At 68.2% G+C, this 22,595-nt stretch carries 17 protein-coding genes and 1 riboswitch; of the genes, 11 read left to right on the forward strand and 6 right to left on the reverse strand.

Annotated elements, in window-relative coordinates; genetic code table 11:
• The first annotated feature begins 111 nt into the window (after positions 1-111).
• From OC534_RS14260 to OC534_RS14275, 4 genes are read left to right on the forward strand one after another with little or no spacing between them, the layout of a single operon-like run.
• Positions 112-576, forward strand: a complete 465-nt coding sequence (locus OC534_RS14260; RefSeq protein WP_166473327.1) for a GNAT family N-acetyltransferase — start codon at positions 112-114, stop codon at positions 574-576.
• A 5-nt stretch (positions 577-581) separates the two neighbouring features.
• Positions 582-989: a hypothetical protein gene (locus tag OC534_RS14265; RefSeq protein WP_262072009.1), complete on the forward strand. Its 408-nt coding sequence runs from the start codon at positions 582-584 to the stop codon at positions 987-989.
• A 57-nt stretch (positions 990-1,046) separates the two neighbouring features.
• Positions 1,047-1,853: a hypothetical protein gene (locus OC534_RS14270; RefSeq protein WP_262072010.1), complete on the forward strand. Its 807-nt coding sequence runs from the start codon at positions 1,047-1,049 to the stop codon at positions 1,851-1,853.
• Positions 1,850-2,698 carry a hypothetical protein gene (locus tag OC534_RS14275; RefSeq protein ID WP_262072011.1) on the forward strand — a complete coding sequence of 283 codons (849 nt, stop codon included), beginning with the start codon at positions 1,850-1,852 and terminating at the stop codon, positions 2,696-2,698. The genes OC534_RS14270 and OC534_RS14275 overlap by 4 nt, the downstream gene beginning before the upstream one ends.
• Positions 2,699-2,744: 46 nt before the next feature.
• On the opposite strand, the gene OC534_RS14280 is transcribed toward OC534_RS14275, so the two are convergent.
• Entirely contained in the window at positions 2,745-4,829 is a 2,085-nt protein-coding gene (locus OC534_RS14280) for a catalase (protein ID WP_136003104.1), read from the reverse strand.
• 145 nt (positions 4,830-4,974) lie between these two features.
• Between OC534_RS14280 and OC534_RS14285 the strand changes: the two genes are divergently transcribed.
• Both OC534_RS14285 and OC534_RS14290 read left to right on the forward strand, forming a co-directional pair.
• Positions 4,975-5,685: an AraC family transcriptional regulator gene (locus OC534_RS14285; RefSeq protein WP_017354831.1), complete on the forward strand. Its 711-nt coding sequence runs from the start codon at positions 4,975-4,977 to the stop codon at positions 5,683-5,685.
• Between the two features lie 86 nt (positions 5,686-5,771).
• The gene (locus OC534_RS14290; RefSeq protein ID WP_026070573.1) at positions 5,772-7,172 is read left to right on the forward strand and encodes an amino acid permease; all 1,401 of its coding nucleotides are present in this window, start codon (positions 5,772-5,774) and stop codon (positions 7,170-7,172) included.
• A 78-nt stretch (positions 7,173-7,250) separates the two neighbouring features.
• Here the strand turns inward: OC534_RS14290 and gcvP are convergent, their stop codons facing one another.
• A complete protein-coding gene (gene gcvP, locus OC534_RS14295) occupies positions 7,251-10,130 on the reverse strand; it encodes an aminomethyl-transferring glycine dehydrogenase (protein WP_026070574.1) in 2,880 nt (959 codons plus the stop codon).
• Between the two features lie 83 nt (positions 10,131-10,213).
• Positions 10,214-10,315: riboswitch (glycine riboswitch) on the reverse strand.
• A gap of 293 nt (positions 10,316-10,608) precedes the next feature.
• Between gcvP and OC534_RS14300 the strand changes: the two genes are divergently transcribed.
• Together OC534_RS14300 and OC534_RS14305 are read left to right on the forward strand one after the other, a co-directional pair.
• Complete coding sequence (locus OC534_RS14300) at positions 10,609-11,832, forward strand: multidrug effflux MFS transporter (protein WP_026070575.1); 1,224 nt, start codon at positions 10,609-10,611, stop codon at positions 11,830-11,832.
• A gap of 142 nt (positions 11,833-11,974) precedes the next feature.
• Positions 11,975-12,367, forward strand: coding sequence for a hypothetical protein (locus tag OC534_RS14305; protein ID WP_017354835.1), 393 nt, complete (start codon positions 11,975-11,977; stop codon positions 12,365-12,367).
• Positions 12,368-12,568: 201 nt separating this feature from the next.
• Here OC534_RS14305 and OC534_RS14310 read toward each other — a convergent pair whose 3' ends face one another.
• The 4 genes from OC534_RS14310 to OC534_RS14325 all read right to left on the reverse strand — a co-directional run bounded on the left by OC534_RS14310 (position 12,569) and on the right by OC534_RS14325 (position 18,935).
• The gene (locus OC534_RS14310; RefSeq protein WP_262072012.1) at positions 12,569-14,566 is read right to left on the reverse strand and encodes a M2 family metallopeptidase; all 1,998 of its coding nucleotides are present in this window, start codon (positions 14,564-14,566) and stop codon (positions 12,569-12,571) included.
• A 129-nt stretch (positions 14,567-14,695) separates the two neighbouring features.
• The gene (locus tag OC534_RS14315; RefSeq protein ID WP_166473325.1) at positions 14,696-16,348 is read right to left on the reverse strand and encodes a phosphoethanolamine--lipid A transferase; all 1,653 of its coding nucleotides are present in this window, start codon (positions 16,346-16,348) and stop codon (positions 14,696-14,698) included.
• Positions 16,345-16,995 (reverse strand): phosphatase PAP2 family protein, encoded by a 651-nt coding sequence (locus OC534_RS14320; RefSeq protein WP_243746375.1) that lies wholly within the window; start codon positions 16,993-16,995, stop codon positions 16,345-16,347. Before OC534_RS14320 ends, OC534_RS14315 begins: the two co-directional genes overlap by 4 nt.
• 233 nt (positions 16,996-17,228) lie before the next feature.
• Positions 17,229-18,935, reverse strand: coding sequence for a glycosyltransferase family 39 protein (locus OC534_RS14325; protein ID WP_136003109.1), 1,707 nt, complete (start codon positions 18,933-18,935; stop codon positions 17,229-17,231).
• 131 nt (positions 18,936-19,066) lie between these two features.
• Here OC534_RS14325 and OC534_RS14330 point away from each other — a divergent pair, with 131 nt between their 5' ends.
• From OC534_RS14330 to OC534_RS14340, 3 genes are all read left to right on the forward strand, one after another.
• A complete protein-coding gene (locus tag OC534_RS14330) occupies positions 19,067-19,768 on the forward strand; it encodes a response regulator transcription factor (RefSeq protein ID WP_017356899.1) in 702 nt (233 codons plus the stop codon).
• Entirely contained in the window at positions 19,755-21,068 is a 1,314-nt protein-coding gene (locus OC534_RS14335) for a HAMP domain-containing sensor histidine kinase (protein ID WP_262072013.1), read from the forward strand. The genes OC534_RS14330 and OC534_RS14335 overlap by 14 nt, the downstream gene beginning before the upstream one ends.
• Positions 21,069-21,184: 116 nt before the next feature.
• Positions 21,185-22,435 carry a DUF819 family protein gene (locus tag OC534_RS14340; RefSeq protein ID WP_136003111.1) on the forward strand — a complete coding sequence of 417 codons (1,251 nt, stop codon included), beginning with the start codon at positions 21,185-21,187 and terminating at the stop codon, positions 22,433-22,435.
• Positions 22,436-22,595: the final 160 nt, after the last annotated feature.

Here is a 22,595-nt window from a genome sequence, read left to right on the forward strand (position 1 = left end):
ACGGTGTCGCGCAAGCAGTGTGTTGACCGCACGGCGGAACGGCTGGCGGAGTTCCCTTTCGCCGCCCGGTTCCAGTACCGTGGCAGGCTCCGCCACCGCGCCAGACTGTGCATGATCATCCGCCCCATGACGCCCGACGACGTCCACGCCGCCAGCGCCATCTGCCTGCAGGCGTTTACCATCGCCGTCGCGCCATCGCTGTCTGCGCAGGGGGTCGCCACGTTCGGTGGGGTCGCTTCGGCCGAGGCATTCACCGCACGCCTGCAGGGCGACAACGTCATCCTGGTCGCGGTCGACGAGGGCAAGGTGCGTGGCGTGGCCGAGCTCAAGGAAGGGCGGCACGTGGCGATGCTGTTCGTGGCGCCGGACTGCCAGCAGCGCGGTGTCGGTCGTGCATTGATGACGGCGCTGTTGACGCATGCGCGTGCGCCGTTGATCACGGTCAGCGCGTCGCTGCCCTCGGTGCCTGCCTATGCCCGCTATGGCTTCGTCTGTGCGGGCGACGTCGCCACGGCATCGGGTCTGGTTTACCAGCCCATGCACACACCGCACCACATCGCGGCACCGGTGGGCTGATCCGGATGCGGACGCTTGCGCTGCTGGAGGGCGGCTGCGCCCTCTGTGGACACGTGTTCGCGCATCCGGCGCTGGGTGACCATGCTTATGGCGAGGCACTCCTGTGCAGTGCCGACGGCCATCACGTCGTGGTGGCCAGTGCGTTCGACCCGGTGCCACAGCGCGTGGCGGCCCTGTTGCCGGCCGGCGCGGACGCACGGTTCTGGCCGGTGCTGGCCGCGCTGGCCGACCCGGTCGGGGGCCAGCCGCTGGTGCACGGCCTGCGTTGCCCGCAGTGTGGCGGAGCGCAGCTGCGCTACCACGACGGCCATCGCCGCGGGACGCAGGCGGTGGCCAACGCGGGATTCGTCGCCGCGACGGCCTTGACCGACCTGGATCTGCAGGCGGCCATCGAGCACCACCTCGCGGCGTAGCGCAGGCTACCCACGGCAGGGCTTTTCAGCGATGCTCTGCGCAGGACAGGGGGCAACATGGACAACAGGGATCAAGGCCGCACCGAGGACAACGTGCCGGCGATCGCGCCATCGGGCGGACACCCCGGTGCCGCGCCAGTGGAGGGGGCACCCACCGACTGGTCGGTGCTGCCCGTGGTACGGGGCAGCGAGGACTCGGTGGTCATGGTGCTGTGGCGGCTGCTGCGGCAGGAACCGGCCTTGATCGTCAGCGCCGGTTACGTGCTGCTGTCGCTGCTCGGCCTGTGGTCGAGCTATTTCTTCTACCTGCGCTTCGAGCTGTCGATCCTCGACTACCTGCAGATCAGCGATTTCCTTGTGGCCGGGCTGCGTGATCCCGCCTACGCCGCGATCCTCGGCGGCGGCATCGCGCTGGCCATTGTGGTGGGCTGGCCGGACACCCTGCGTCGGCGCAACCCGGCGAAGGTGGACGCGCTGCGCGCGCGCCATTGGGGCTGGCGCCTGCTGTTTTCGCGTTCGCCGCTGACCAGTTGGGACATCTCCGGCGTGCGCCCGCTGACCGGACTGTGCATGGCCGTCGCATTGTTCATGGCGCTGGGCGCGGCGATTTATTCGCTGGACAAGGCCGAAGGCATCCGCACCGAAGGGCAGGGCAACAGGGTGACCGTTCATCTCACTGGCGACGTGGCACCGCTGCAGGGTGACGCACGCCTGCTCGGCAGCAGCAGCGCGTTCGTGTTCCTGTGGTGGCCGCAGCAGCATCGCGCGGAGGCCGTGCCGATCTCGGCGATCAAGCGCCTGCAGGCGGCCGTGGTGGCGCCCAAGGCCGTTGCCGCGCCCAAACCGGCGCCTGCGGCGCGATGAGCGCGCCAGGTTCGCATCGTTCACGGCCGCCGTTGTGGGGGTGGCTGGATGGACTGGGCAAGGTGCTGGTGGTGCTGCTGCCGGCCGCGTATCTGCTGGGGCGCACCTGCGAGGCGGCGTACTGGGCTGGCCTGGGGCTTGGCGACGGTCTGGTGGATCGCGGCGTCGAAGCGCTGGTGTATCGCGGGTTCGAGGTGGTCTGGTATACGGCCGCCGAGAGCATGAAGCTGCTTCCGGATACCGGCCTGTCGATGCCCTTGCCGGTGCTGCTGGTTGTCGCTGCGGTGCTGGGAGTGGTCCTCGGCATCGGCACCCTCATTTGCGTTGCTTGGCTGGTGCGGGTCCGCCGCCAGCCCTGGCTGCGTCGCCAACGGGCGCGGCTGCGGATTGCGCGGCGCAGGCTGCGGCGTGAGGTCCGCGGCGAACGCTGGCTGAGCCGGCGTGAGTTCGGCCGGGTGATGGTCGTTACAGATACGCTGGATCGCCGCGTCAGGTGGTTCGGTCTGCTGCTCGTCGGATGGGTGGTGCTGGTGCTGGCTCCGATATGGGGCCACGTGGCAGGCACGCAGCTGGCCCGGCAGACCGACCAGCGCTATCGCCTGTGGAGCGCGCCGGACAACCAGCAGCGGGCGTTCACCCTGGTCCATCTGAAAACGCCGCCGCACCCCGCGCAGGACGCCATGCTGCTCGAGTGCGGCACCCGCTGGTGCGTGTACTTCAACGGCATGGACTTCGTGGCCGTGGCCCCGGAGCAGATCGAACGACTGCAGGGCTGCCTGCGCATCGAAGCGCTGTCGGCCGGCGGGCTGGCGTGCAACAACAAGGCACTGCCCGCACCGCGGTGATCCGTGCTGCGACGACGGCACCCCGCCGTCGCAGCGACATCCTGCGCTAGGCCAGCGTGCGCACCTTGGGTTCGCGCGCCCACTGGCGGGTAGCGGCAACGGCGATGAAGCCGGCCGCATCTTCGGCTTCGACCACGCCGGCATCGTTGCCCACGCGCGCGGCCTTCAACAGCGCTTGGGCCCCTTCATCGGCGGCGATGGCTTTCAGGTGGGCCCAGGCGTCGGCCACGAAGTCGATGGCCGCCGATTCCCTGGTCAGTCGCTTGGCCGCGTCGGCGCTGAGCACCACCGCCACGGCGTCGAACACCACCGAGGGCGTGCCGGCGAGCTGGCCATCGGCCGGCTGCACCTTGCCATCGCTGAGCGCGCCGCCGCCGATCTTGGGGGCGACCAGTTTGACGCTGGCCCCGGCCTTGGCCGCTGCCTTGCGCAGGGCATTGATTACTCCGGCATCCGATCCGGCATCGAACAGGATGCCGATGCAGCGTCCCTTGAGGGTGTCCCGGGTCCGGCCGATCACGCGCACTTCCGGCGCCGCGGGAAGGTCCTGCGCCGGCGTCGCCGTGGCGGCCGGGTCGGGCAGGGCCGGCATCGCCAGGCCCGCTGCCACCCGCTTGGCCAGGCCCTCATCGATGTTGCGCAGGTGGCTCACCGTGCGCTCGCGGATGCGCGCCGTCTCCACCTTGGACAGTTCGAACACCAGCGCCGAGGCCAGGTGTGCCTGCTCCGGTGCCTCCAGGCTGCGGAAGAACATCCGAGCCTGGCTGTAATGGTCGGCAAAGCTCTCGGCTCGCACGCGGCCCTTGCGGCCATCGTCGGGCGCGGTGGCGTGGCTGGGGAACCCGTCGGCGCTTTCGCGCGGGCTGTCGTCCTGCAGCGAGCTCGGCTCGTACGCCACCCGGCCTTTGGGCACGTCCATCTGCATATGCCCGTCGCGCTGGTGGTTGGCAAAGGGGCATTTGGGGGTGTTGATCGGAATCTGGTGGAAGTTCGGCCCACCCAGCCGGCTCAGCTGCGTATCCAGGTAGGAGAACAGGCGACCCTGCAGCAGCGGATCGTTGCTGAAATCGATCCCCGGCGGTACGTTTGCCGGGCAGTACGCCACCTGCTCGGTTTCGGCGAAGAAGTTGTCCGGCCAACGGTCCAGCACCATCCGGCCGACCACCGTCAACGGTACCAGCGATTCGGGAATGATCTTGGTCGGGTCCAGGTGGTCGAACGGGAACGCATCGGCCTCCTCCTCGGTGAACAGCTGCACGGCCAGTTCCCACTCGGGGAAGTCGCCGGCGCTGATCGACTCGAACAGGTCGCGCCGGTGGAAGTCGTTGTCCGCGCCCTGCAGCTTCACGGCTTCGTCCCACACGGTGGACTGCAGTCCCAGCTTGGGACGCCAGTGGAATTTGACGAAGGTGGATTCGCCGGCGTCGTTGAGCAGGCGGAAGCTGTGGATGCCGAAGCCCTCGATCATGCGCAGCGAGCGTGGAATGGCACGGTCGCTCATGGCCCACATGACCATGTGCATCGATTCGGGCATCAGCGAGATGAAATCCCAGAACGTGTCGTGCGCGCTCGCTGCCTGGGGAAAGGCGCGATCCGGTTCCATCTTCACCGCATGGATCAGGTCGGGGAACTTGATCGCATCCTGGATGAAGAACACCGGGATATTGTTGCCGACCAGGTCCCAATTGCCTTCGCGGGTGTAGAACTTGACCGCGAAACCGCGTACGTCGCGCGGCGTATCCACCGAGCCGGCGCCACCGGCCACGGTGGAGAAGCGGGTGAACACGGGGGTGCGCACACCGACCTCGCTCAACACCCGTGCGCGCGTGTAGTCGCCCAGCGAGCGGGTCAGCTCGAAGTAGCCGTGGGCCGCACTGCCGCGGGCGTGCACGATGCGTTCGGGAATGCGCTCGTGGTCGAAGTGGGTGATCTTCTCGCGCAGGATGAAGTCTTCCAGCAGCGTCGGCCCGCGCGGCGTGGCGCGCAGGGAATTCTGGTTGTCGGCCACCGGGATGCCCTGCGCGGTGGTCAACTGGGGATGGCCGCCCCCCGCGCGCTGGTGGAGTTCGTCGCCTGTACCGCGCGCGTCGGTGGAGGCAGGGGCGGGCTTGCGGGGCTTGCTGGTGGCCATGAGGGCTCTCCGGGCTGGCGGGGTGGCAACACCTCACACTGGCAACCCGGGCGTTAACCAGCGGTGCGAAAATGGCCGGCAGCATGCACCTGCGCTTCACGCGACGGGTATCCTTGGCGCGTGTTCCTTCCCAGCCTGCCGTGCCATGCGCGTTGAACCCGCCGACATCGAAGCCCTCTTCGACGCGATCCCGGACGTGTTGTTCTTCATGAAGGACCGCCAGGGCCGCTACACGCACATCAACCAGACGATGCTGCGCCGGCTGGGCCTGAAGTCGCGCAAGGAGGTGATCGGCCGGACCGCCGCGGAAATCTACCCGACCGGGCTGGGCGCCGACTACGCCTCCCAGGACGCGCAGGTGCTGGCCGGCAAGGTGATCGAGAACCTGATGGAACTGCACCTGTTCGCCAACCGCGAGCCGGGCTGGTGCCTGACCTGCAAGCGCCCGCTGCTGGTCGAGGGCCAGGTGCAGGGGCTGATCGGGATTTCGCGCGACCTGGGCCAGAAGGACAGCCTGGGCACCCAGTACGAGCAGCTGCGCCTGGCGCTGGCGCATCTGAACGCGCACTACGCCGAGAATGTACGCATGCAGACGCTGCTGGACATCACCGGGTTCTCGCTGTCCAAGCTGGAGCGGACCTTCCGCAAAGTGTTCCAGATGACCCCGCAGCAGGTGCTGACCCGCCTGCGCATCCAGATGGCGGTCCATCTGCTGCATGGTCCGGACACCATCGCCAGCATCGGCCAGGCCTGTGGCTTCACCGACCAGAGCGCGTTCACGCGCAAGTTCAAGGCCGAGGTCGGGGTATCGCCGCGTGGCTACCGCGCCCAGATCGGCGAACGCGCCGAGGCCTGAGCGCGGCCCCGGCCGACCCGGCCTTCCGGCCTATCCCGTCATGCCGCCGGACGCGGTATCGTGTCGCACTCGTTGCCCGCCAAGCGATTCCGATGCCCGCATCTCCGACTCCGGCTCCTGCCGCTTCTCCCGCCAACGCCCGCCTGGGCCACGCGCTCAAACCCCGCCAGCTGATCATGATGGGCTTGGGCAGCGCGATCGGCGCGGGTCTGTTCCTCGGCTCCGGCGTGGGCGTGCAGGCCGCCGGGCCGGCAGTACTGCTGTCCTACCTGGTCGCCGGCGCGCTGGTGATCATCGTGATGAACGCGCTGGGCGAAATGGCGGCGGCCAAGCCGACCAGCGGCGCGTTCTCGGTGTACGCCGCCGATGCGATGGGCGCCACCGCCGGCGCCACGGTGGGCTGGTTGTGGTGGGTGCAGCTGGTGATCGTGATCGCCGCCGAGGCGGTTGGCGCGGCGGGCCTGCTGGCCACGGTGTGGCCAGTGATTTCGGTGCCGATGGCGGCGCTGGCCTTCATGGTGTTTTTCACCGCGATCAACCTGCTGGGGGTGAAGAACTTCGGCGAGTTCGAGTTCTGGTTCGCGATCCTCAAAGTGGTGGCGATCGTGGCGTTCATCCTGATCGGCGCGGCGCTGCTGCTGGGCTGGCTGCCCGATGTGACGTCGCCGGGCCTGAGCAATTTCACCGCGCACGGTGGCTTTGCGCCCACGGGGCTGGCCGGCGTCGGCGCGGCCCTGCTGGTGGTGGTGTTCGCCTTCGGCGGCACCGAGATCGTGGCGGTGGCCGCAGCGGAAACCGAAGACCCCGAGCGCAGCATCGCGCGCGCGATCCGCACCGTGGCCTGGCGCATCCTGGTGTTCTACATCGGCTCGCTGAGCGTGATCATCGCCGTGGTGCCGTGGACCAGCGAGCTGCTCAAGTCGCCGTTCGCGGCGGTGCTGGAGGTGGCCAGGATTCCCGGTGCGGCCACCGCCATCACCCTGATCGCGGTGATCGCGCTGCTGTCCGCGCTCAATGCCAATCTGTATGGCGCCTCGCGCATGATGTTCTCGCTGGCGCAGCGCCGCGAAGCGCCGGCCGTGCTCGGGTGGACCGATCCGCGCCAGGTCCCCATCATCGCGGTGCTGGCCAGCGTGCTGTTCGGCTTTGCGGCCACGGTGATGGAACTGCTGTTCCCGGAGCGGGTGCTGCCGGTGCTGCTCAACATCGTTGGCTCGACCTGCCTGCTGGTGTGGACGATCTCGTTGCTGTCGCAGTTGATCCTGCGCCACCGCGCCAACCGTGATGGCACCCGCCTGCCGTTCCGCATGGCCGGCTATCCCTACCTGACCGTGCTCGGCCTGGGCGTGCTGGCGCTGATCTTCGGCCTGCTGCTGTCCGAAGCGCACACCCGCCTGCAGTTCCTCTCGATGGCGGCGCTGACCGCAGTGATCGCGATCACCAGTGAAGTGGCGCGCCGCGTGCGGGCCAACCGTCCGGGCGATTGACCGGCACCACGAGGCATCTCCCAACAAAAAACGGCCCGCTTGCGCGGGCCGTTTTTCATTGCGTCAGGGCAGGGAGGTTCAGACCTCCACGCCCTCGTCTTCCTTGTAGGCATCGACCGGGATGCAGGCGCACATCACGTTCTTGTCGCCGTAGACGTTATCCACGCGTGCCACCGGCGGCCAGTACTTCTGCTGGCGCAGGCTGGCCAGCGGGAAGGCCGCCAGCTCGCGCGGGTAGGCATGGGCCCACTCGCTGGCCGAGACCGCCGTGGCGGTGTGCGGCGCATTCTTGAGCGGGTTGTCCTCGCGGTCCAGGCGGCCGTCTTCGATCGCGGCGATTTCTTCACGGATCTGGATCATCGCGTTGATGAAGCGATCCAGTTCGTGCAGCGATTCGCTTTCGGTCGGCTCCACCATCAGCGTGCCGGCGACCGGGAAGCTCAGGGTCGGGGCGTGGAAGCCGAAGTCGATCAGGCGCTTGGCCACGTCCTCGGCGGCGATGCCGGAGGTCTTCTCCAGCGGACGCACGTCCAGGATGCACTCATGCGCCACCAGCCCGTTGCGGCCGGTGTACAGGGTCTTGAAGTGCGGGGCCAGACGCTTGGCGATGTAATTGGCGTTGAGCAGCGCGACCTGGGTCGCCTTGCGCAGGCCGGCGGTGCCCATCAGGGTGATGTACATCCAGCTGATCGGCAGGATCGAGGCGCTGCCGAAGCTGGCCGCGCTGACCATGCCCACATCGCCTTCGCCGCCCAGCACCTTGGGCAGGAACGGCGCCAGGTGCGATTTGACCGCGCACGGGCCCACGCCCGGGCCGCCGCCGCCGTGCGGAATGCAGAAGGTCTTGTGCAGATTCAGGTGCGACACGTCCGAGCCCCACTTGCCGGGCTTGGCCACGCCCACCAGGGCGTTCATGTTGGCACCGTCGGTGTACACCTGGCCGCCGTGCTTGTGGATGATCTCGCAGATCTCGACCACTTCCTCCTCGAACACGCCATGCGTGGACGGGTAGGTGATCATCAGCGCGGCCAGGCGGTCGCTGTACTTCTCGGCGTTGACGCGGATGTCCTCGACGTCGACGTTGCCGTTGGCATCGGTCTTGGTCACCACGACCTTCATGCCGCACATCTGCGCCGAGGCCGGGTTGGTGCCGTGCGCCGAATCGGGGATCAGGCACACGTCGCGGTGGTCGTCGCCGCGCGAGCGGTGGTAGGCGCGGATCGCCAGCAGGCCGGCGTACTCGCCCTGCGCGCCGGAGTTCGGCTGCAGGCTGACGGCGTCGTAGCCGGTGCACTCCACCAGCATCGCTTCCAGGCCGTCGATGAGTTCCTTGTAGCCGGTGGCCTGGTCGGCCGGGGCCAGCGGATGGATGTTGGCGAACTCCGGCCAGGTCACCGGGATCATCTCGGCGGTGGCGTTGAGCTTCATGGTGCAGCTGCCCAGCGGGATCATGGTGCGATCCATCGCCAGGTCCTTGTCCGCCAGCGAACGCAGGTAGCGCAGCAGTTCGTGTTCGCTGTGGTGGGTGTTGAACACCGGGTGGGTCAGGAAGGCGCTGGTGCGCACCAGGCCGGCCGGCAGCGCGTCGGCGGTGGTGGCGTCGAGCGCGTCCACATCGACGTTCACACCGAACAGTTGGCCGAGCGCGACGATGTCGGCACGGGTGGCGGTTTCATCCAGGCTGATGCCGACCGCTTCGCTGTCGATCGCGCGCAGGTTGATGCGTGCGGCGGCCGCCTTGGCGTGGATCGCCCCGGCGTCGATGTCCTTGATGTGCAGCGTATCGAAGAAGTGCTCGCCGACGTTGACGCCGGCGCCGCGCAGCGCGGCCGCCAGGATGCTGGCCAGCCGATGCGTGCGGCGGGCGATGCGGGTCAGGCCGTCCGGGCCGTGGTACACGGCATACATCGAGGCCATCACGGCCAGCAGCACCTGCGCGGTACAGATGTTCGAAGTGGCCTTCTCGCGACGGATGTGCTGCTCGCGGGTCTGCAGGGTCAGGCGGTAGGCGGCATTGCCCTGCGCATCGACCGACACACCGATCAGGCGGCCCGGCATCGAGCGCTTGTACGCATCGCGGCAGGCCATGAAGGCGGCATGCGGGCCACCAAAACCGAACGGCACGCCGAAGCGCTGCGAGTTGCCGACCACGATGTCCGCGCCCCATTCGCCGGGGGCGGCGATCAGGGTCAGGGCGAGCAGGTCGGTGGCCACCGCCACCAGGCCGCCACGGGCGTGCACGGCATCGGCCAGCGCCTTGTGGTCGCCGATATGGCCGAAGGTATCCGGGTACTGCAGCAGCACGCCGTAGGCCTCCGCCTCCAGCGCCTCGGCCGGAGTGCCCACGCGCAGCACGATGCCGAGCGGTTCGGCGCGCGTGCGCAGCAGCTCCAGCGTCTGCGGGTGCACGGCGTCGTGCACGAAGAAGGTGTCGGACTTCGACTTGGCCGAGCGCTTGGCCAGCGTCATCGCTTCAGCCGCGGCGGTGGCTTCGTCGAGCAGCGAGGCGTTGGCGATTTCCATGCCGGTCAGGTCGGCGCACAGCGTCTGGAAGTTGATCAGCGCTTCCATGCGGCCCTGCGAGATTTCGGCCTGGTACGGGGTGTAGGCGGTGTACCACGCCGGATTTTCCAGCACGTTGCGCAGGATCACGTTCGGAGTCAGCGTGCCGTAGTAGCCCTGGCCGATGAAGGTGCGGAACACCTGGTTCTTGTCGGCGATGGCGCGGATCTTGGCCAGTGCCTGCACTTCGGTCAGCGAATCGGGCAGGGCCAGCGGTGCCGGCGACTTGATCCCGGCCGGGACGATCGCATCGGTCAGCGCATCCAGCGACGCGTGGCCGACCACGTCGAGCATCTGCGCGATCTCGGCGTCGTTCGGGCCAATGTGGCGTTCGACGAACGCGTGGCTGTGTTCAAGCTCGCGCAGGGAAGGGGTGTTGTTGGACATGGCTGGCATCTCGGAGAGTGGGCACGCACGTTCGGAAGGCGGCCGGGCCGTGGCGCGAACAGGCGCGAGCCACCGGACCCTGCGGTCTTCCTGGGTGCCCCTCTGTCCTTTTGCCTGAGAGTTTAAAAGCGCGCATCTGCGTGCTCCGTGCCCCTTCGGCGCCGGCACTCGCCGGTCTCTCCAGAGTTGTGGTGCGGGTGGTATCGGGCCTGAGCGATTACGGGCGTTGCGCCTTCGGCAGCGGCTGGCCCAAAACGACCGTCCGCTTCTCCCACCATGTAGCCAGGCGATTATAGCCCAGCGGCCTGATCCGCTGCGTCCCTACGCCACATGAATACGGGGTGGTATGGGCGCCCGATCAGGGCCGTGGCGATGGTGCCCGGCCACACAAAGGCCTATCATCACCGGATCCTCGTATTCATCTGGCGCCGCCCGTTCCGGGCTGGCGCCCGCCGTGCGTTTGCGCATGGCCCAGACGGAAGACCGCATGACGCCCGCCTCGCCCTCGACCCGCCGCCTGGCCCTGCTGCTCGCAGGCCTGGCGATGTTCGGTCCGTTCTCGATCGATACCATCTTCCCGGCCTTCCTGCTGCTGGGTGAACGCATGCAGGTGGACCAGGTCGCCGTGCAGCAGACCATCAGCGTGTACCTGCTTTTCTACGGCCTGATGAGCCTGGCGCACGGCCCGCTGTCGGATGCGTTCGGTCGCAGGCGGGTGATCATCGGCGGGCTGGTGCTGTTCATCGCCGCGTCGGTCGGCTGCGCGCTGTCGCGCGACATGCCCACGCTGCTGGTGTTCCGCGCCCTGCAGGGTGTGACCGCCGGCGTCGGCGTGATCGTGGGCCGCGCGGTGATCCGCGACCTGTACCACGGTGCCGATGCGCAGCGCCTGATGAGCCAGGTGTCGATGATCTTCGGTGTGGCCCCGGCGATCGCGCCGATCATCGGCGGCTGGATCCTGCTCGGCGGCGGCGACTGGCCGCTGATCTTCTGGTTCCTGGTGGTGTTCGCGGTGGTGCTGCTGCTGGCCACCGGCAAGTGGCTGCCCGAAACCCATCCGGTACAGGCGCGCACGCCGCTGTCGATGCGCGCCCTGCTGCGCAGCTATGCGCGCATGGGCTCGCACCCGCGGTTGCTGCGGCTGGCGGCGGCGGGTGCGTTCAACTTCTCCGGCATCTTTCTCTACATCGCCTCGGCGCCGGTGTTTGTGATGCACCACCTGAAGCTGGGCGAGGGCGGGTTCGCCTGGCTGTTCATTCCCACCATCGGCGGCATGACGATGGGGTCGTTCCTGTCCGGGCGCATGGCCGGCCGGGTGGTGGCGCAGCGGCAGATCGCGATCGGCTTCGGCCTGTGCGCGCTGTCGGCGCTGCTCAACCTGGGCTACGTGCTGTCGGTGCCGCAGATCGCGCTGCCGTGGGCAGTGCTGCCGATCTTCCTCGGTGGCGTCGGCATGGCGCTGATCTTCCCCATTCTGGCGCTGGCGGTGCTGGACATGTATCCGCAGCAGCGCGGCCTGGCCTCGTCGATGCAGATGTTCATCCAGCTGATGATCAACACCGTCGTCGCCGGCGTGGTGTCGCCCCTGCTCAGCGGCAATCCGCTGCATCTGGCATTGGGCTATGCGGGCTTCTTCGCCATCGGTGCCACATTCTGGTACTGGGAGCGGCACTGCGAGCGCCGCGACGAGGCCCTGCTGCCGCCGGGCTGACGCCTGCGGCACGCCGCGGCGGCGCAGGGCAACCTCGCCCCGCGGCTGGCTGCCCCCCCAATACCGGCCAGGGCATGCCCTGGGGGCCGCTTGCGGCCGGTACGGTATCCTGTGCACTTTCACGCAGTCCGGAAGTCCCCCGATGTCGACCACCTCCAAACTGCGCCGCGACATCCGCCGGCGCCGCGAAACCCAGGCCGCCAACCGCGAGCAGGCCCAGGCCTCCCCGGTCGAGCCGCATGCCGAACTGCGTGACCAGCAGCGCACGCTGCTGGCCGGGATCGTGCGCCGTGATGGCGAGTGGGTGCTGGGCATGGATGGCCGCATCGCCGGGCAGACCGCCAGCGCGGCGCGCGTACTGGCGCTGATCATGCAGGCGGCTGAACTGCACGAGCGCCAAGGCACCCCTGTGCGGCTGGTGTACTCGGACGCGTTGAAGGATGCCGCCCATGCCGAGGCCAAGGCCGACGGCAAGGATTTCGACCAGTACAAGGTGGACTTCGCCGCCAGTCTGAAGGCATCCGCGCAGGCCTGAGCAACGGCAGACACAACGCGCGCGCTGGACGGTTCCCCGCGCAGCGGCGCATGGGCGGGCGCCGGGCGGCGATGCCCTTGCCGACGAATGTCCCACCGTCTGCGGTACCCCGGAACGGCGCCGCTGTCAGGTGTAACCGGCAGACAGACCCCCCGAAAAAAACCGGCCTTGCGGCCGGTTCTTTTTTTATCGCATTACTGCTCAGTGGGCGGCGGGAGCCGTTGCTGCCGGCTTGGCCGCGGCGGTGGCCGCAGGGACCTGCCAACCGCACATCTGGCCCTGGTTCTGCTGCTTGAGCCACTCGTTGACCGGGCTGAAGTACTCGATCATCGGGCCGGCATCGAGCTTGTCGCCGCCGGTGATTTCCTTCAGCGTGGCCTGCCACGGCTGGCTGGCGCCCTTGCTCAGCATCGCCCAGAACTTCTGACCGGCTTCCTTGTTGCCGTAGAAGCTGCACTGGTGCAGCGGACCCGTGTAGCCGGCCGCGTCGCACAGGCCCTTGTAGAACTGGAACTGCAGGATGCGCGCCAGGAAGTAGCGGGTGTACGGCGTGTTGCCCGGCACGTGGTACTTGGCGCCCGGATCGAAGAACTCCTCGCCGCGTGCGCTGGCCGGGGCCACGCCCTGGTACTTGGCCTTCAGATCCCACCAGGCCTGGTTGTAGTGGTCCGGGGTGATCGAGCCGTCGAAGACGCCCCAGCGCCAGCGGTCGATCATCAGCCCGAACGGCAGGAACGACACGCCGCTCAGCGCCATGCGCATCTGCGCATTGATGGTCGCCTCGCGGCTTTCCTGCGGCTTGTCGACCAGGCCGATCGAGTTGAGGTACTGCGGGGTCATCGCCAGCACGATGGTGTCGCCGATCGCTTCATGGAAGCCATCGTTGGCACCGCCCTGGAACAGCGGCGGCAGCGGGTTGTAGGCCAGGTCGTAATAGATGTGGCCCAGCTCGTGGTAGATCGTGGTGAAGGTCTCTTCGTTCGGCTTGATGCACATCTTGGTGCGCACATCGCCGTCCATGTTCATGTCCCACGCGCTGGCATGGCAGACCACATCACGGTCCAGCGGCTTGATGAACTGGGTCTTGTCCCAGTACGACTTCGGCAGCGCCGGCATGCCCAGCGACACGTAGAAGTCCTGCGCGCGTTCGGTCATCTGCTTGGCGGTCCGCAGTTCGGCCTCACGCTGCGCCTTGAACTGCGCTTCGGCGCTGGCGCCGTTGCCACCGGCCTTGGCCAGCGCGCCGCTCAGGTTGGTCTGGTACTGCTTTTCCAGCGCCGCAGTGATGTCCAGGCTGCCCGCGCCCGGGTAGGGTTCCAGCTGGTCCCACAGGTTGGACCAGTCCTGCTGCCACATGTTGCCGAGCAGGTGCGCGGCGATCAGGCCGCCGTCCACTTCGGCCTTGTCCTTGCCGTAGGTCGTGTCCAGCTTGGTACGGGCGTAGCAGTGCAGCTGCTCGTACATCGGTTTGACCTGCTCCCACAGCCGGTCGGTTTCCGGGCCGATCTGCTCCGGCGGCATGTCATAGCCGCTGCGCCACATCTGGCCCGCATCGGCGAAGCCCATTTCCTTGGCGCCTTCGTTGACCAGACCGACGAAGCGCTGGTAATCGGCACGCATCGGCTTGGTGGTGCTGTGCCAGCCCTGCCAGGCATCCAGCTGCAGGGTGTAGTCGCGGCTGCGCGCCAGCACCTGTTCCAGATCGCCCAGCTGGCGGCAGCTCGCCGGGTCGGCGTCGTCGGTGCAGTACTTGCCCGCGCCGTACGCGCCTTCCATGCGGCTGGCGATGCGGGTCAGCTCGGCCAGCTTGGCCGGGTCTCGCGGAGCCGGCATCGAGGTCATCAGCTTGAGCAGGTGGATGGCGCGCTTGCTGTCCTCGGACATCGGCTGGCCGTCGAATGCCGCCGCCTGCGTGATCCAGCCGTTGAGCACGGTCAGCCAGCGCTCGTTGGCCTTGGCCGCCACCCGCTCGGAGTCGTCGTTGATGTAGGTCGAGGACAGCCATTGCGCCGAGGTCATTTCCGGGTACATGGCCTTGTACTCGGCGTTGACCCGGGCGACGAACTGGTCCGCGGTCTCGGACGGGGTAGCGGTACCCGCCGCCGGCGAATCGGCCGGGGACGGTTCCTTCTGGCAGGCCGCCAGCGTCAGTGCGGCAGCACCGACAGCCAGGGCCAGCAGGAGCGGGCGGTGGTTCACGGGGACATCCTTGGGTGGTGACAGACCGGCGAAGGCTAGTGAAGCGCCCGCCGCACCGCAAGGGGCAGGGCAACAACGCCCACTGCGCGGGGCGCTCTGCCTGCCGGGGCAGACCGGCCGCGCCGTGCGTTACGCCTCGCACCCCGCAAACAGATCCCGCTGCCGCTCATACAGCGTGGTCCTGACCTGCATCAGGCCCAGCACCGAGGGAAACAGGTTGTCATGATCGGTGTAGGCCGTGGCGCGCCGGCGCACGCAGGCCAGGTCCAGCCCACGATTGGCAGCGAACCCGGGCGAGAACCACATCGTCATCGGCACCCGGGTCTGCTCCTGCGGGGCGATCGCGTAGGGCACGCCATGCAGGTACAGGCCCTTCTCGCCCAGCGACTCGCCATGATCGGACACGTAGATCATCGCGGTGTCGTAGTCGTCCATGCCCTGCAGCGTACCGATCGTGCGCGACAGCAGGTGATCGGTGTAGAGCAGCGCGTTGTCGTAGCTGTTGGTGATCTGCTCACGGCTGCACCTGCCCAGGTCCGGCGTGTCGCAGGTGGGCGTGAAGTGGCGGAACCGCGCCGGGTAGCGCTCGTAGTAGCTGGGCCCGTGGTTGCCCAGCTGGTGCAGCACCACCACCCGGTCGCCCGGCCTGGCACGTACCTGCGCCGCCAGGTCGTCGATCAGGATCTCGTCCATGCAGCGGCCGTTCGCGCACAGGGTCGGATGCCTGGCATCGTCCAGTGCCTGCATCTCCAGGCCCTCGCAGACGCCCTTGCAGCCGGACTGGTTGTCGCGCCAGAGCACGCCGATGCCGGCGCGATCCAGTACATGCAGCAGCGACTGGTGCGCGCGGATCTTCTTTTCGTCGTAGTCGTGACGGCCATAGGGCGAGAACAGACAGGGCAGCGATACCTCGGTGCTGGTGCCGCAGGCATGCATGTCCGGGAAGTTGATGACGTTGGTCTGCGCCAGTTGCGGTGTGGTCTGCCTGGCGTAGCCGTTGAGGCCCCAGTTCTGCGCACGTGCGGTTTCACCCATCACGATCACCAGCAGCCGCGGCCGGCTGCCGGCCGCGCGCGGTGTGGCCTTGGCATCGGTGCCGATCGGCAGCTTCGGCGCGCGCTGGATCGGGTTGTCGCCGCGCAGCGCCTTGGGCAGGCCGAGCAGGATGTTGCCCGGCGTGGCCAAGTAGCGCACTTCACGCTGGTTGCGCATCAGGGCCGACATTTCCTGGAACGACAGCATGGCCCCGCCAAATGCCACCAGCGCCGACAGCAGCAGGAAACCGGCGCGCCACAGCAGCGTGCGGCCCCAGCCGCGACGGATCAGCTGCACCCGCCACACCACCACCATCGGCAACACCGCCAGCAGCAGCACAGGCGGCAGCATCGCCGGGGTCATCAGCTCGCGGCTCTCCTTGTGGTCGGTGGCCAGCACGTTGCGCAGCATGTCCGCATCCAGATAGATGTGGTAGCTGCCCATGTAGTGCGCGGCCAGCGCCGTGCAGAGCAGCAGCACGCTGACCACCCCCTTGGCATTCCAGCGCCAGACCAGCAGTCCCATCAACAGGCAGTGTGCGCCGACCAGGAACAACAGCAGCGACAGGGCGAAGCGCAGGCTGCCCGGGTGGGTGGCCATCGCGCTGTGCCAGAACAGGCCATTGCAGGCGACTGCGAAGAACAGGCTGGTCGCCGCGATCAGGGTCTCGGTTGACCACTGCGGGCGCCAGGCCAGCAGCTGTGACAGGGCCGGAAAGCGCTGCGCGCGCGACACCGATGCACTCATGCCCGCTCTCCTTGCAGTTGCAGCGTGCCGCGCGCCTGGCGGCGTGCGGCGATGGCCTGGACACCCTGGTAGAGACCCAGTGACACCATCCAGCAGGTGGTCACAGTCCACAGGTCGTGCGAGAGAAAGTGCGCGCCCCGCAGTTGCTGCGACAGGCCGAATGTCGCGCCGGCCACCAGTCCCACCGACAGACCACGCCACCGCCACGCCGGGCGGACCATCAGCGCGAAGAAGTACAGCGCCACCCAGGCGAAGCCGGCGCTGGAATGACCGGCAGGAAAGCAGATGCCACGCGCCATGTCGTGCGGCCGTGAAGCGAACAGGCCGATGTACTCGCGGGCGCCGCCGTAGCGGGCCAGGTCCCACGGGCAATCCATGTTGGTCAATGACTTCAGCAGCGACACCGCGCCCGTGCCGAGCGCCACCGCCAGCACCAGGTACAGCAGTGGCCAGCGCCAGCGTGCCAGGCGCGGTTGGCGCCAGGCGTGGAAGCACGCCACGATCGCGATCAGCGCGGCCAGGCTGCTGGCCCACTTGCCGCCGCGATGCACCAGGTGGCTGGTGACCCACGCGTTCTGCAGAGCCCATTGCTGGCCCTCCAGCCGATAGAACTGGTCGGCCAGCCACTGGTCGCCACCGGCCCCCATCAGGACCGCGCTGACGAGCAGGGCGGCCAGCAGCGGGGACCACAGATGGCGGCGCAGGAATCCGACCGCCGCGGGCGCGGCGGCAAGGGGGTGCGGCACGGAAGCGGGGAACGCAGAGGACATGGGCGCGGGAGCCGGTGAATGATCCGGCGTCATGGTCATCAGCGCAGTGTCGGAGCGGGGTCGGAGCAATGTTGGCCCAGGGTTAAACGGCGGCCGGATGCGTCATCGGTTCAGTCCGTGTCCGGGTCGGCAGCATCACTGGGCAGGTGCGCGGTGCAGTCGCTGCGCCACGCGGTACCCGGCAACAGCTGCCAGCGGTTGCGGTTGCTGCTGCCGATCTCGATCACCTGGGCACGATCCACGCACGGGCTCATCGCCTCGTCCAGCACCAGCACCCAGCGGGTCTGTGGCGCCTGCGCGAGCCACGGGCCGGCGTCCTGCCACTGCTGGTCCCAGGGCCGCTTGAAACCGAACACGGCGGCCTTGCGATCGGCCTGCAGCAGGTTCTGCTCGCGCCAGGCCACCAGACCCAGTTCGGCGTCCGGTCCGATCCGCTGGCCGACCCGCTGCATCAGCGCCGAGGCCGAGCTGTACGGGTCCAGCGTCGGCATCAGGCCCCAGCCATACAGGTTCCAGAGCAGGACCGCGGTGACCACCACCAGCAGGCCGGCGCGGCGCTGGCGCAGCCACACCACCAGAACCGCCAGCACCACGCCGAAGCCGAGCAGCCAGTTGCCCAGCACCGGCAGCAGGCTGTCGGGCATGTCACGCCGGGCCAGTTGCGCGTGCGCCCACGGGCTGCCGCCGTGCAGGTTCACGGCGATGTACAGCGCGCCCACTGCCAGCAGCGCCACGTAGGCCAGCAGGAGCCAGCGCACCCCGGCCCGGCGCAGCAGGCCGGGCAGCAGCGGCGCGGCGGCCACGCACAGCAGCGGCAGCATCGGGAAGATGTAGACCTCGCGCTTGCCCGGGCTGGCGCTGAAGAACACCAGCACCAGCAGGCACCAGCCCAGCAGCAGCCAGTAGCGGCCGTCCAGCCGCTTCAGGCGCCGCCACCAGCCCGGCAGCAGGGCCGGCAGCAGCAGGCTGCCGGGCAGCCACAACGTCGCCATCACCTGCAGGTAATACCAGGCCGGCTGCACGTGGTGCCACGCATTGGCGTAGCGGGTGCCGGTCTGCTTGAACAGCAGCTCACGCGCATAGGCGTGCAGGCTCGGGTCGGGGTCGCTCAGCAGCGCGATGCCCAGGGGCGCCAGCCACACCGCCGTGCCCAGCAGAAAGGCGGGCAGCAGCCACCACAGCGTACGTGCCGGCACGGCCGGCCGGTCCAGCGCCCGGCCGCGCCAGCGCCACACCGCCCACGGCAGCAGCACCAGCAGCGGCAGAAAGCCCACGCCCTTGGTCACCGTGCCCACGCCGGCGGCAATGCCGGCGATCCACAGTGCGGTCAGGTTGCGGCCTTCCAGCAGATGGCGCAGCAGACCCCACATGGCCAGGGTGGTCATCGCCACCAGCACCATATCGATCTGCGCGCGCTTGGCCATCAGCCCGAACTGCAGGCAGCTGAACAAGGCGAGCACGGCCCACCACGCGACGCGGCGGTTCCACAGGCGCCGGGTCAGGTCCCAGGTCAGCCACAGCGTCAGCAGTGCCGCCAGCAGCGACGGGACCAGGAAGGCCAGGTTCCAGCCGCCGAACACCTGGTGACTGGCGGCCTGCATCCACATGAACACCGGTGGCTTCTCGGCGTACAGCTCGTTGCCCCGGTGCGGCAGCAGCCACTGCCCGGTATCGACCATTGCGCGGGCGGCCAGCACGAAGCGCGGTTCATCCGGGGGCGAGGGCTGGCGCAGGCCGATGCCGGCCGCCAGGGCCAGCAGCATGGCCAGGCAGGCCAAGGGACGCCAGAGGCGTGCCGAACGTGAGGTGTGGTGCATCCGCGGACCCTACAACAAACAGTCACTGTCTCCCCGACAGCGTGGGAAAAGCGTCGAAATGCATCGTATTGCGACCGGATTCCGACGTGGTTCCCGCTACCATGCCGTGATCCTTCACACCGAGTATCCCCATGCGGCTTCTGGTCATCGAAGACAACCGCCAGCTGGTCGCCAATCTATTCGATTATTTCGAATCGCGGGGACATGTGCTCGATGTGGCCCCCGATGGCGTGACCGGCCTGCACCTGGCCGTCACCCACCCCTACGATGCGCTGGTGCTGGACTGGATGCTGCCGCGCATGGAGGGGCCGGAGGTGCTGCGCCGGCTGCGCGCCGACCACGGCTCGGAAGTGCCGGTGATCATGCTCACCGCCCGCGACGAGCTGCCCGACAAGATCGCCGGGTTCCGGGCCGGTGCGGACGACTACCTGACCAAGCCGTTCGCCCTGCCCGAACTGGAGGTGCGGCTGGAAGCGCTGATGGTGCGTGCCAACGGCCGCAACCCGCGCAAGGCACTGGAAGTGGCGGACCTGCGCCTGGACCTGGCCACGCTGGAAGCGCAGCGCGACGGCAAGACGCTGCACCTGTACCCGGCCTGCCGCAAGTTGCTGGAGGTGCTGATGCGTGCCAGCCCGGGCGCCGTGACCCGCCAGCAGCTGGAGTTCGCGCTGTGGGGCGACGAACTGCCCGACGGCGACCTGCTGCGCTCGCACATCTACGAACTGCGCCGCAGCGTCGACGGTCCGTTCCAGCAGAAGCTGATCCACACCCTGCCGCGCGTGGGCTATCGACTCGGCGTCAGCGCCGCAGGGAGCAGCGATGAGATGGCGTAGTGCAACGCGCCGGCCGGCACCGTTGCACCGGCGCATGGTGTGGTGGCTGCTGGGGTATCTGGCGCTGATCTCACTGGCGGTGTTCAGCGTGGGCAACTACGTGCACGAGCATGCCGAACATTCAGCATGGCGCGCGCTGCTCAATTCCGAACTGGACAGCATCGTCAACCACATCGAGCACGAGCCGCACTACCGCTGGCAGGATTCGGACACCCTGCGCCTGTTCTACATCAATGACGCCAGCGACGCGCCGGAGAGCCTGCGCGCGCTGCATCCGGGTCTGCACGACGGGGTCATGGTCGGCGGCCGGCAAAGCGCGGTGATGGTGCGCGAAACGCCCCATCTGGGCCGTCTCGCGCTGGTGCTGGACATCAACGACTTCCACGAGCTGGAGCAGTTCGCCACGCGCTGGGTGATGCTGGCCGGCGTGGTGATGATCATTGTCACCGTGCTCATGGCGTCCTTCGGCGTGGGCCGCCTGGTGCGCCCGCTCAGCTCGCTGGCGCGCCGCATCGACGAACTGCGTCCGGGCGTGCCGGGGCAGCGTGTGGAAGTGGATCCGCGCGGCAGTTCGGAGTTGTATGTCATCGCCAATGCGCTCAACGACTACCTGGCGCGCAACGAGCAGTTCGTCGAGCGCGAACGTGTGTTCATCAGTACCGCCAGCCATGAGCTGCGCACGCCCATCGCGGTGATCACCGGCGCGGCCGAGCTCGCGCTGGGCGAGCCGGACGTGCCCGATCGGGCGCGGCAGCAGATGCAGCGGGTGCGGCGCACCGCGCAGGGCGTGGAGCAGCTGATCCAGCTGCTGCTGGTGCTGGCGCGCGATCCGGCCCGGCTGGCGGCGCTGGGCGAGCGCATCGCGCTGGACCAGCTGGTGCCGGACATCATCGAAGACCATCGCCACCTGATGGGCGACAAGGACCTGCGCATCGACCTCGGTGGACTGGCCCGGGTGGACATCGTGGCGCCACTCGGCGTGGTGCAGGCAGCGATCGGCAACCTGCTGCGCAATGCGATCGAGAACAGCGGGCGCGGCACCATCCGCATCGAGGTCTCGCCGCAGGCCGTGGTGACGCTGCAGGATCCCGGGCACGGCATGAGTCCGGAAGAAATCGCCGCGGTGCACGCGCGCATGGCCCGCGGCTACCGCAATGAGCAGAGCGGGATCGGGCTGGAGCTGATTGCCCGCCTCTGCGAGCACCTTGGCTGGGCGCTGCAGATCGAGCCGTGCGAGCCACGCGGGACGCGGGTGATTCTCGATCTGGGCGCGTCGCTGCCGGATTGGTCGACGTCGTGATCGTCCCGGGCCACGCTGCGCCGCGGCACGGCCCGTCGTGAAGACAATGTTAAGCTCACTACGCGCCGCTACATGCGGCGCTTTTTTTATCCCTTCGATCGACAGAGGATGGCGTCATGCCGACCGAACCCAGTACTGCCCTGATCACCAGCGACATCGTCGGCCTCGGCCTGATTGCCGCCACCCTGGCCCTTGTTTTCTGGGCTGCCAGCGGCCCGACCCCGCTCCTGAAAAAAATCTTCGCCTGGGTCCCGGCGCTGCTGCTGTGCTACTTCATCCCGGCCATCTACAACACTGCCGGTCTGATCGACGGGCACAACACCACGCTGTACAACCCGATCGCCCGTGACGTTCTGCTGCCGGCCGCGCTGGTGCTGCTCACGTTGTCGATCGACATCAAGGGGGTGATCAAGCTCGGTCCCAAGCTGCTGCTGGTGTTCTGCGCCGGCACGCTTGGCATCATGCTCGGCGCGATCGTGTCGTTCCAGGTGATGTCCTGGATCCACCCCGAAACGGTGGCCGGCGATACCTGGACGGGCATGGCGGCGTTGGCCGGCAGTTGGATCGGCGGCGGCGCCAACATGGTGGCGATGCGCGAAGTGTTCGGCACCGACGCCACCACCTTCGGCCAGTTCGCGGTGGTTGATGTGGCCTGTGCCAGCCTGTGGATGGCCATCCTGCTGTTCCTGGCCAATCGCGCCAAGCAGATCGACATCCGCAACGGCGCCGACACCCGCGCCATCGACGAGATGAAAGAACGCATCTCCGCCTACGAGGCGCAGAACGCGCGCATTCCCAGCCTGACCGACCTGATGGTGATTGTCGGCGTGGCGCTGGGCGGCGTGGGTCTGGCCCATGCGATTGCCGCGCCGCTCAGCGGCTGGTTCAAGGAGAACGTCAGCTGGGCCAGCCAGTTCAGCCTGGACAGCCCGTTCGTGTGGGTGGTGCTGCTGTCCACCGCGCTCGGCCTGGGTCTGAGCTTCACCCGTGCGCGCCGACTCGAAGCGGCCGGCGCTTCGCGCCTGGGCACGGTGTTCCTGTATTTCCTGATCGCCTGCATCGGCATGCAGATGGACCTGATGTCGCTGCTGGACCGCCCGTGGCTGTTTGCCCTGGGTGTGATCTGGATGCTCACCCACATCCTGGTGCTGTGGATCGTCGCCAAGCTGGTGCGCGCGCCGCTGTTCTTCTTCGCCATTGGTTCGCAGGGCAACATCGGCGCCGCCGCATCGGCCCCGGTGGTCGCCGCGGCGTTCCATCCGTCGCTGGCACCGGTGGGCGTGCTGCTCGGCACGGTGGGCTATGCCACCGGTACCGGCCTGGCCTATGTGACCGGTCTGATCCTGAAATGGATGGCCGGGGGGTAAGGGACGAAACCGGCCCTTCACCCAGCGCCGGGGAGGGCTGCCCGGACTTTCAGGAGAAAAAGCGCGTCGTCCCGGTGCTGCCGGGCGACGCGCTTGAACACCTTGGTCTTGTTGCGGACGCCCCGACCGACGTCCTTCCGAGATTGTGAAGCTCGCCTAC

The sequence above is a fragment of the Stenotrophomonas sp. Marseille-Q5258 genome (genome assembly GCF_946900935.1).
Classification (GTDB): Bacteria; Pseudomonadota; Gammaproteobacteria; order Xanthomonadales; family Xanthomonadaceae; genus Stenotrophomonas; species Stenotrophomonas nematodicola.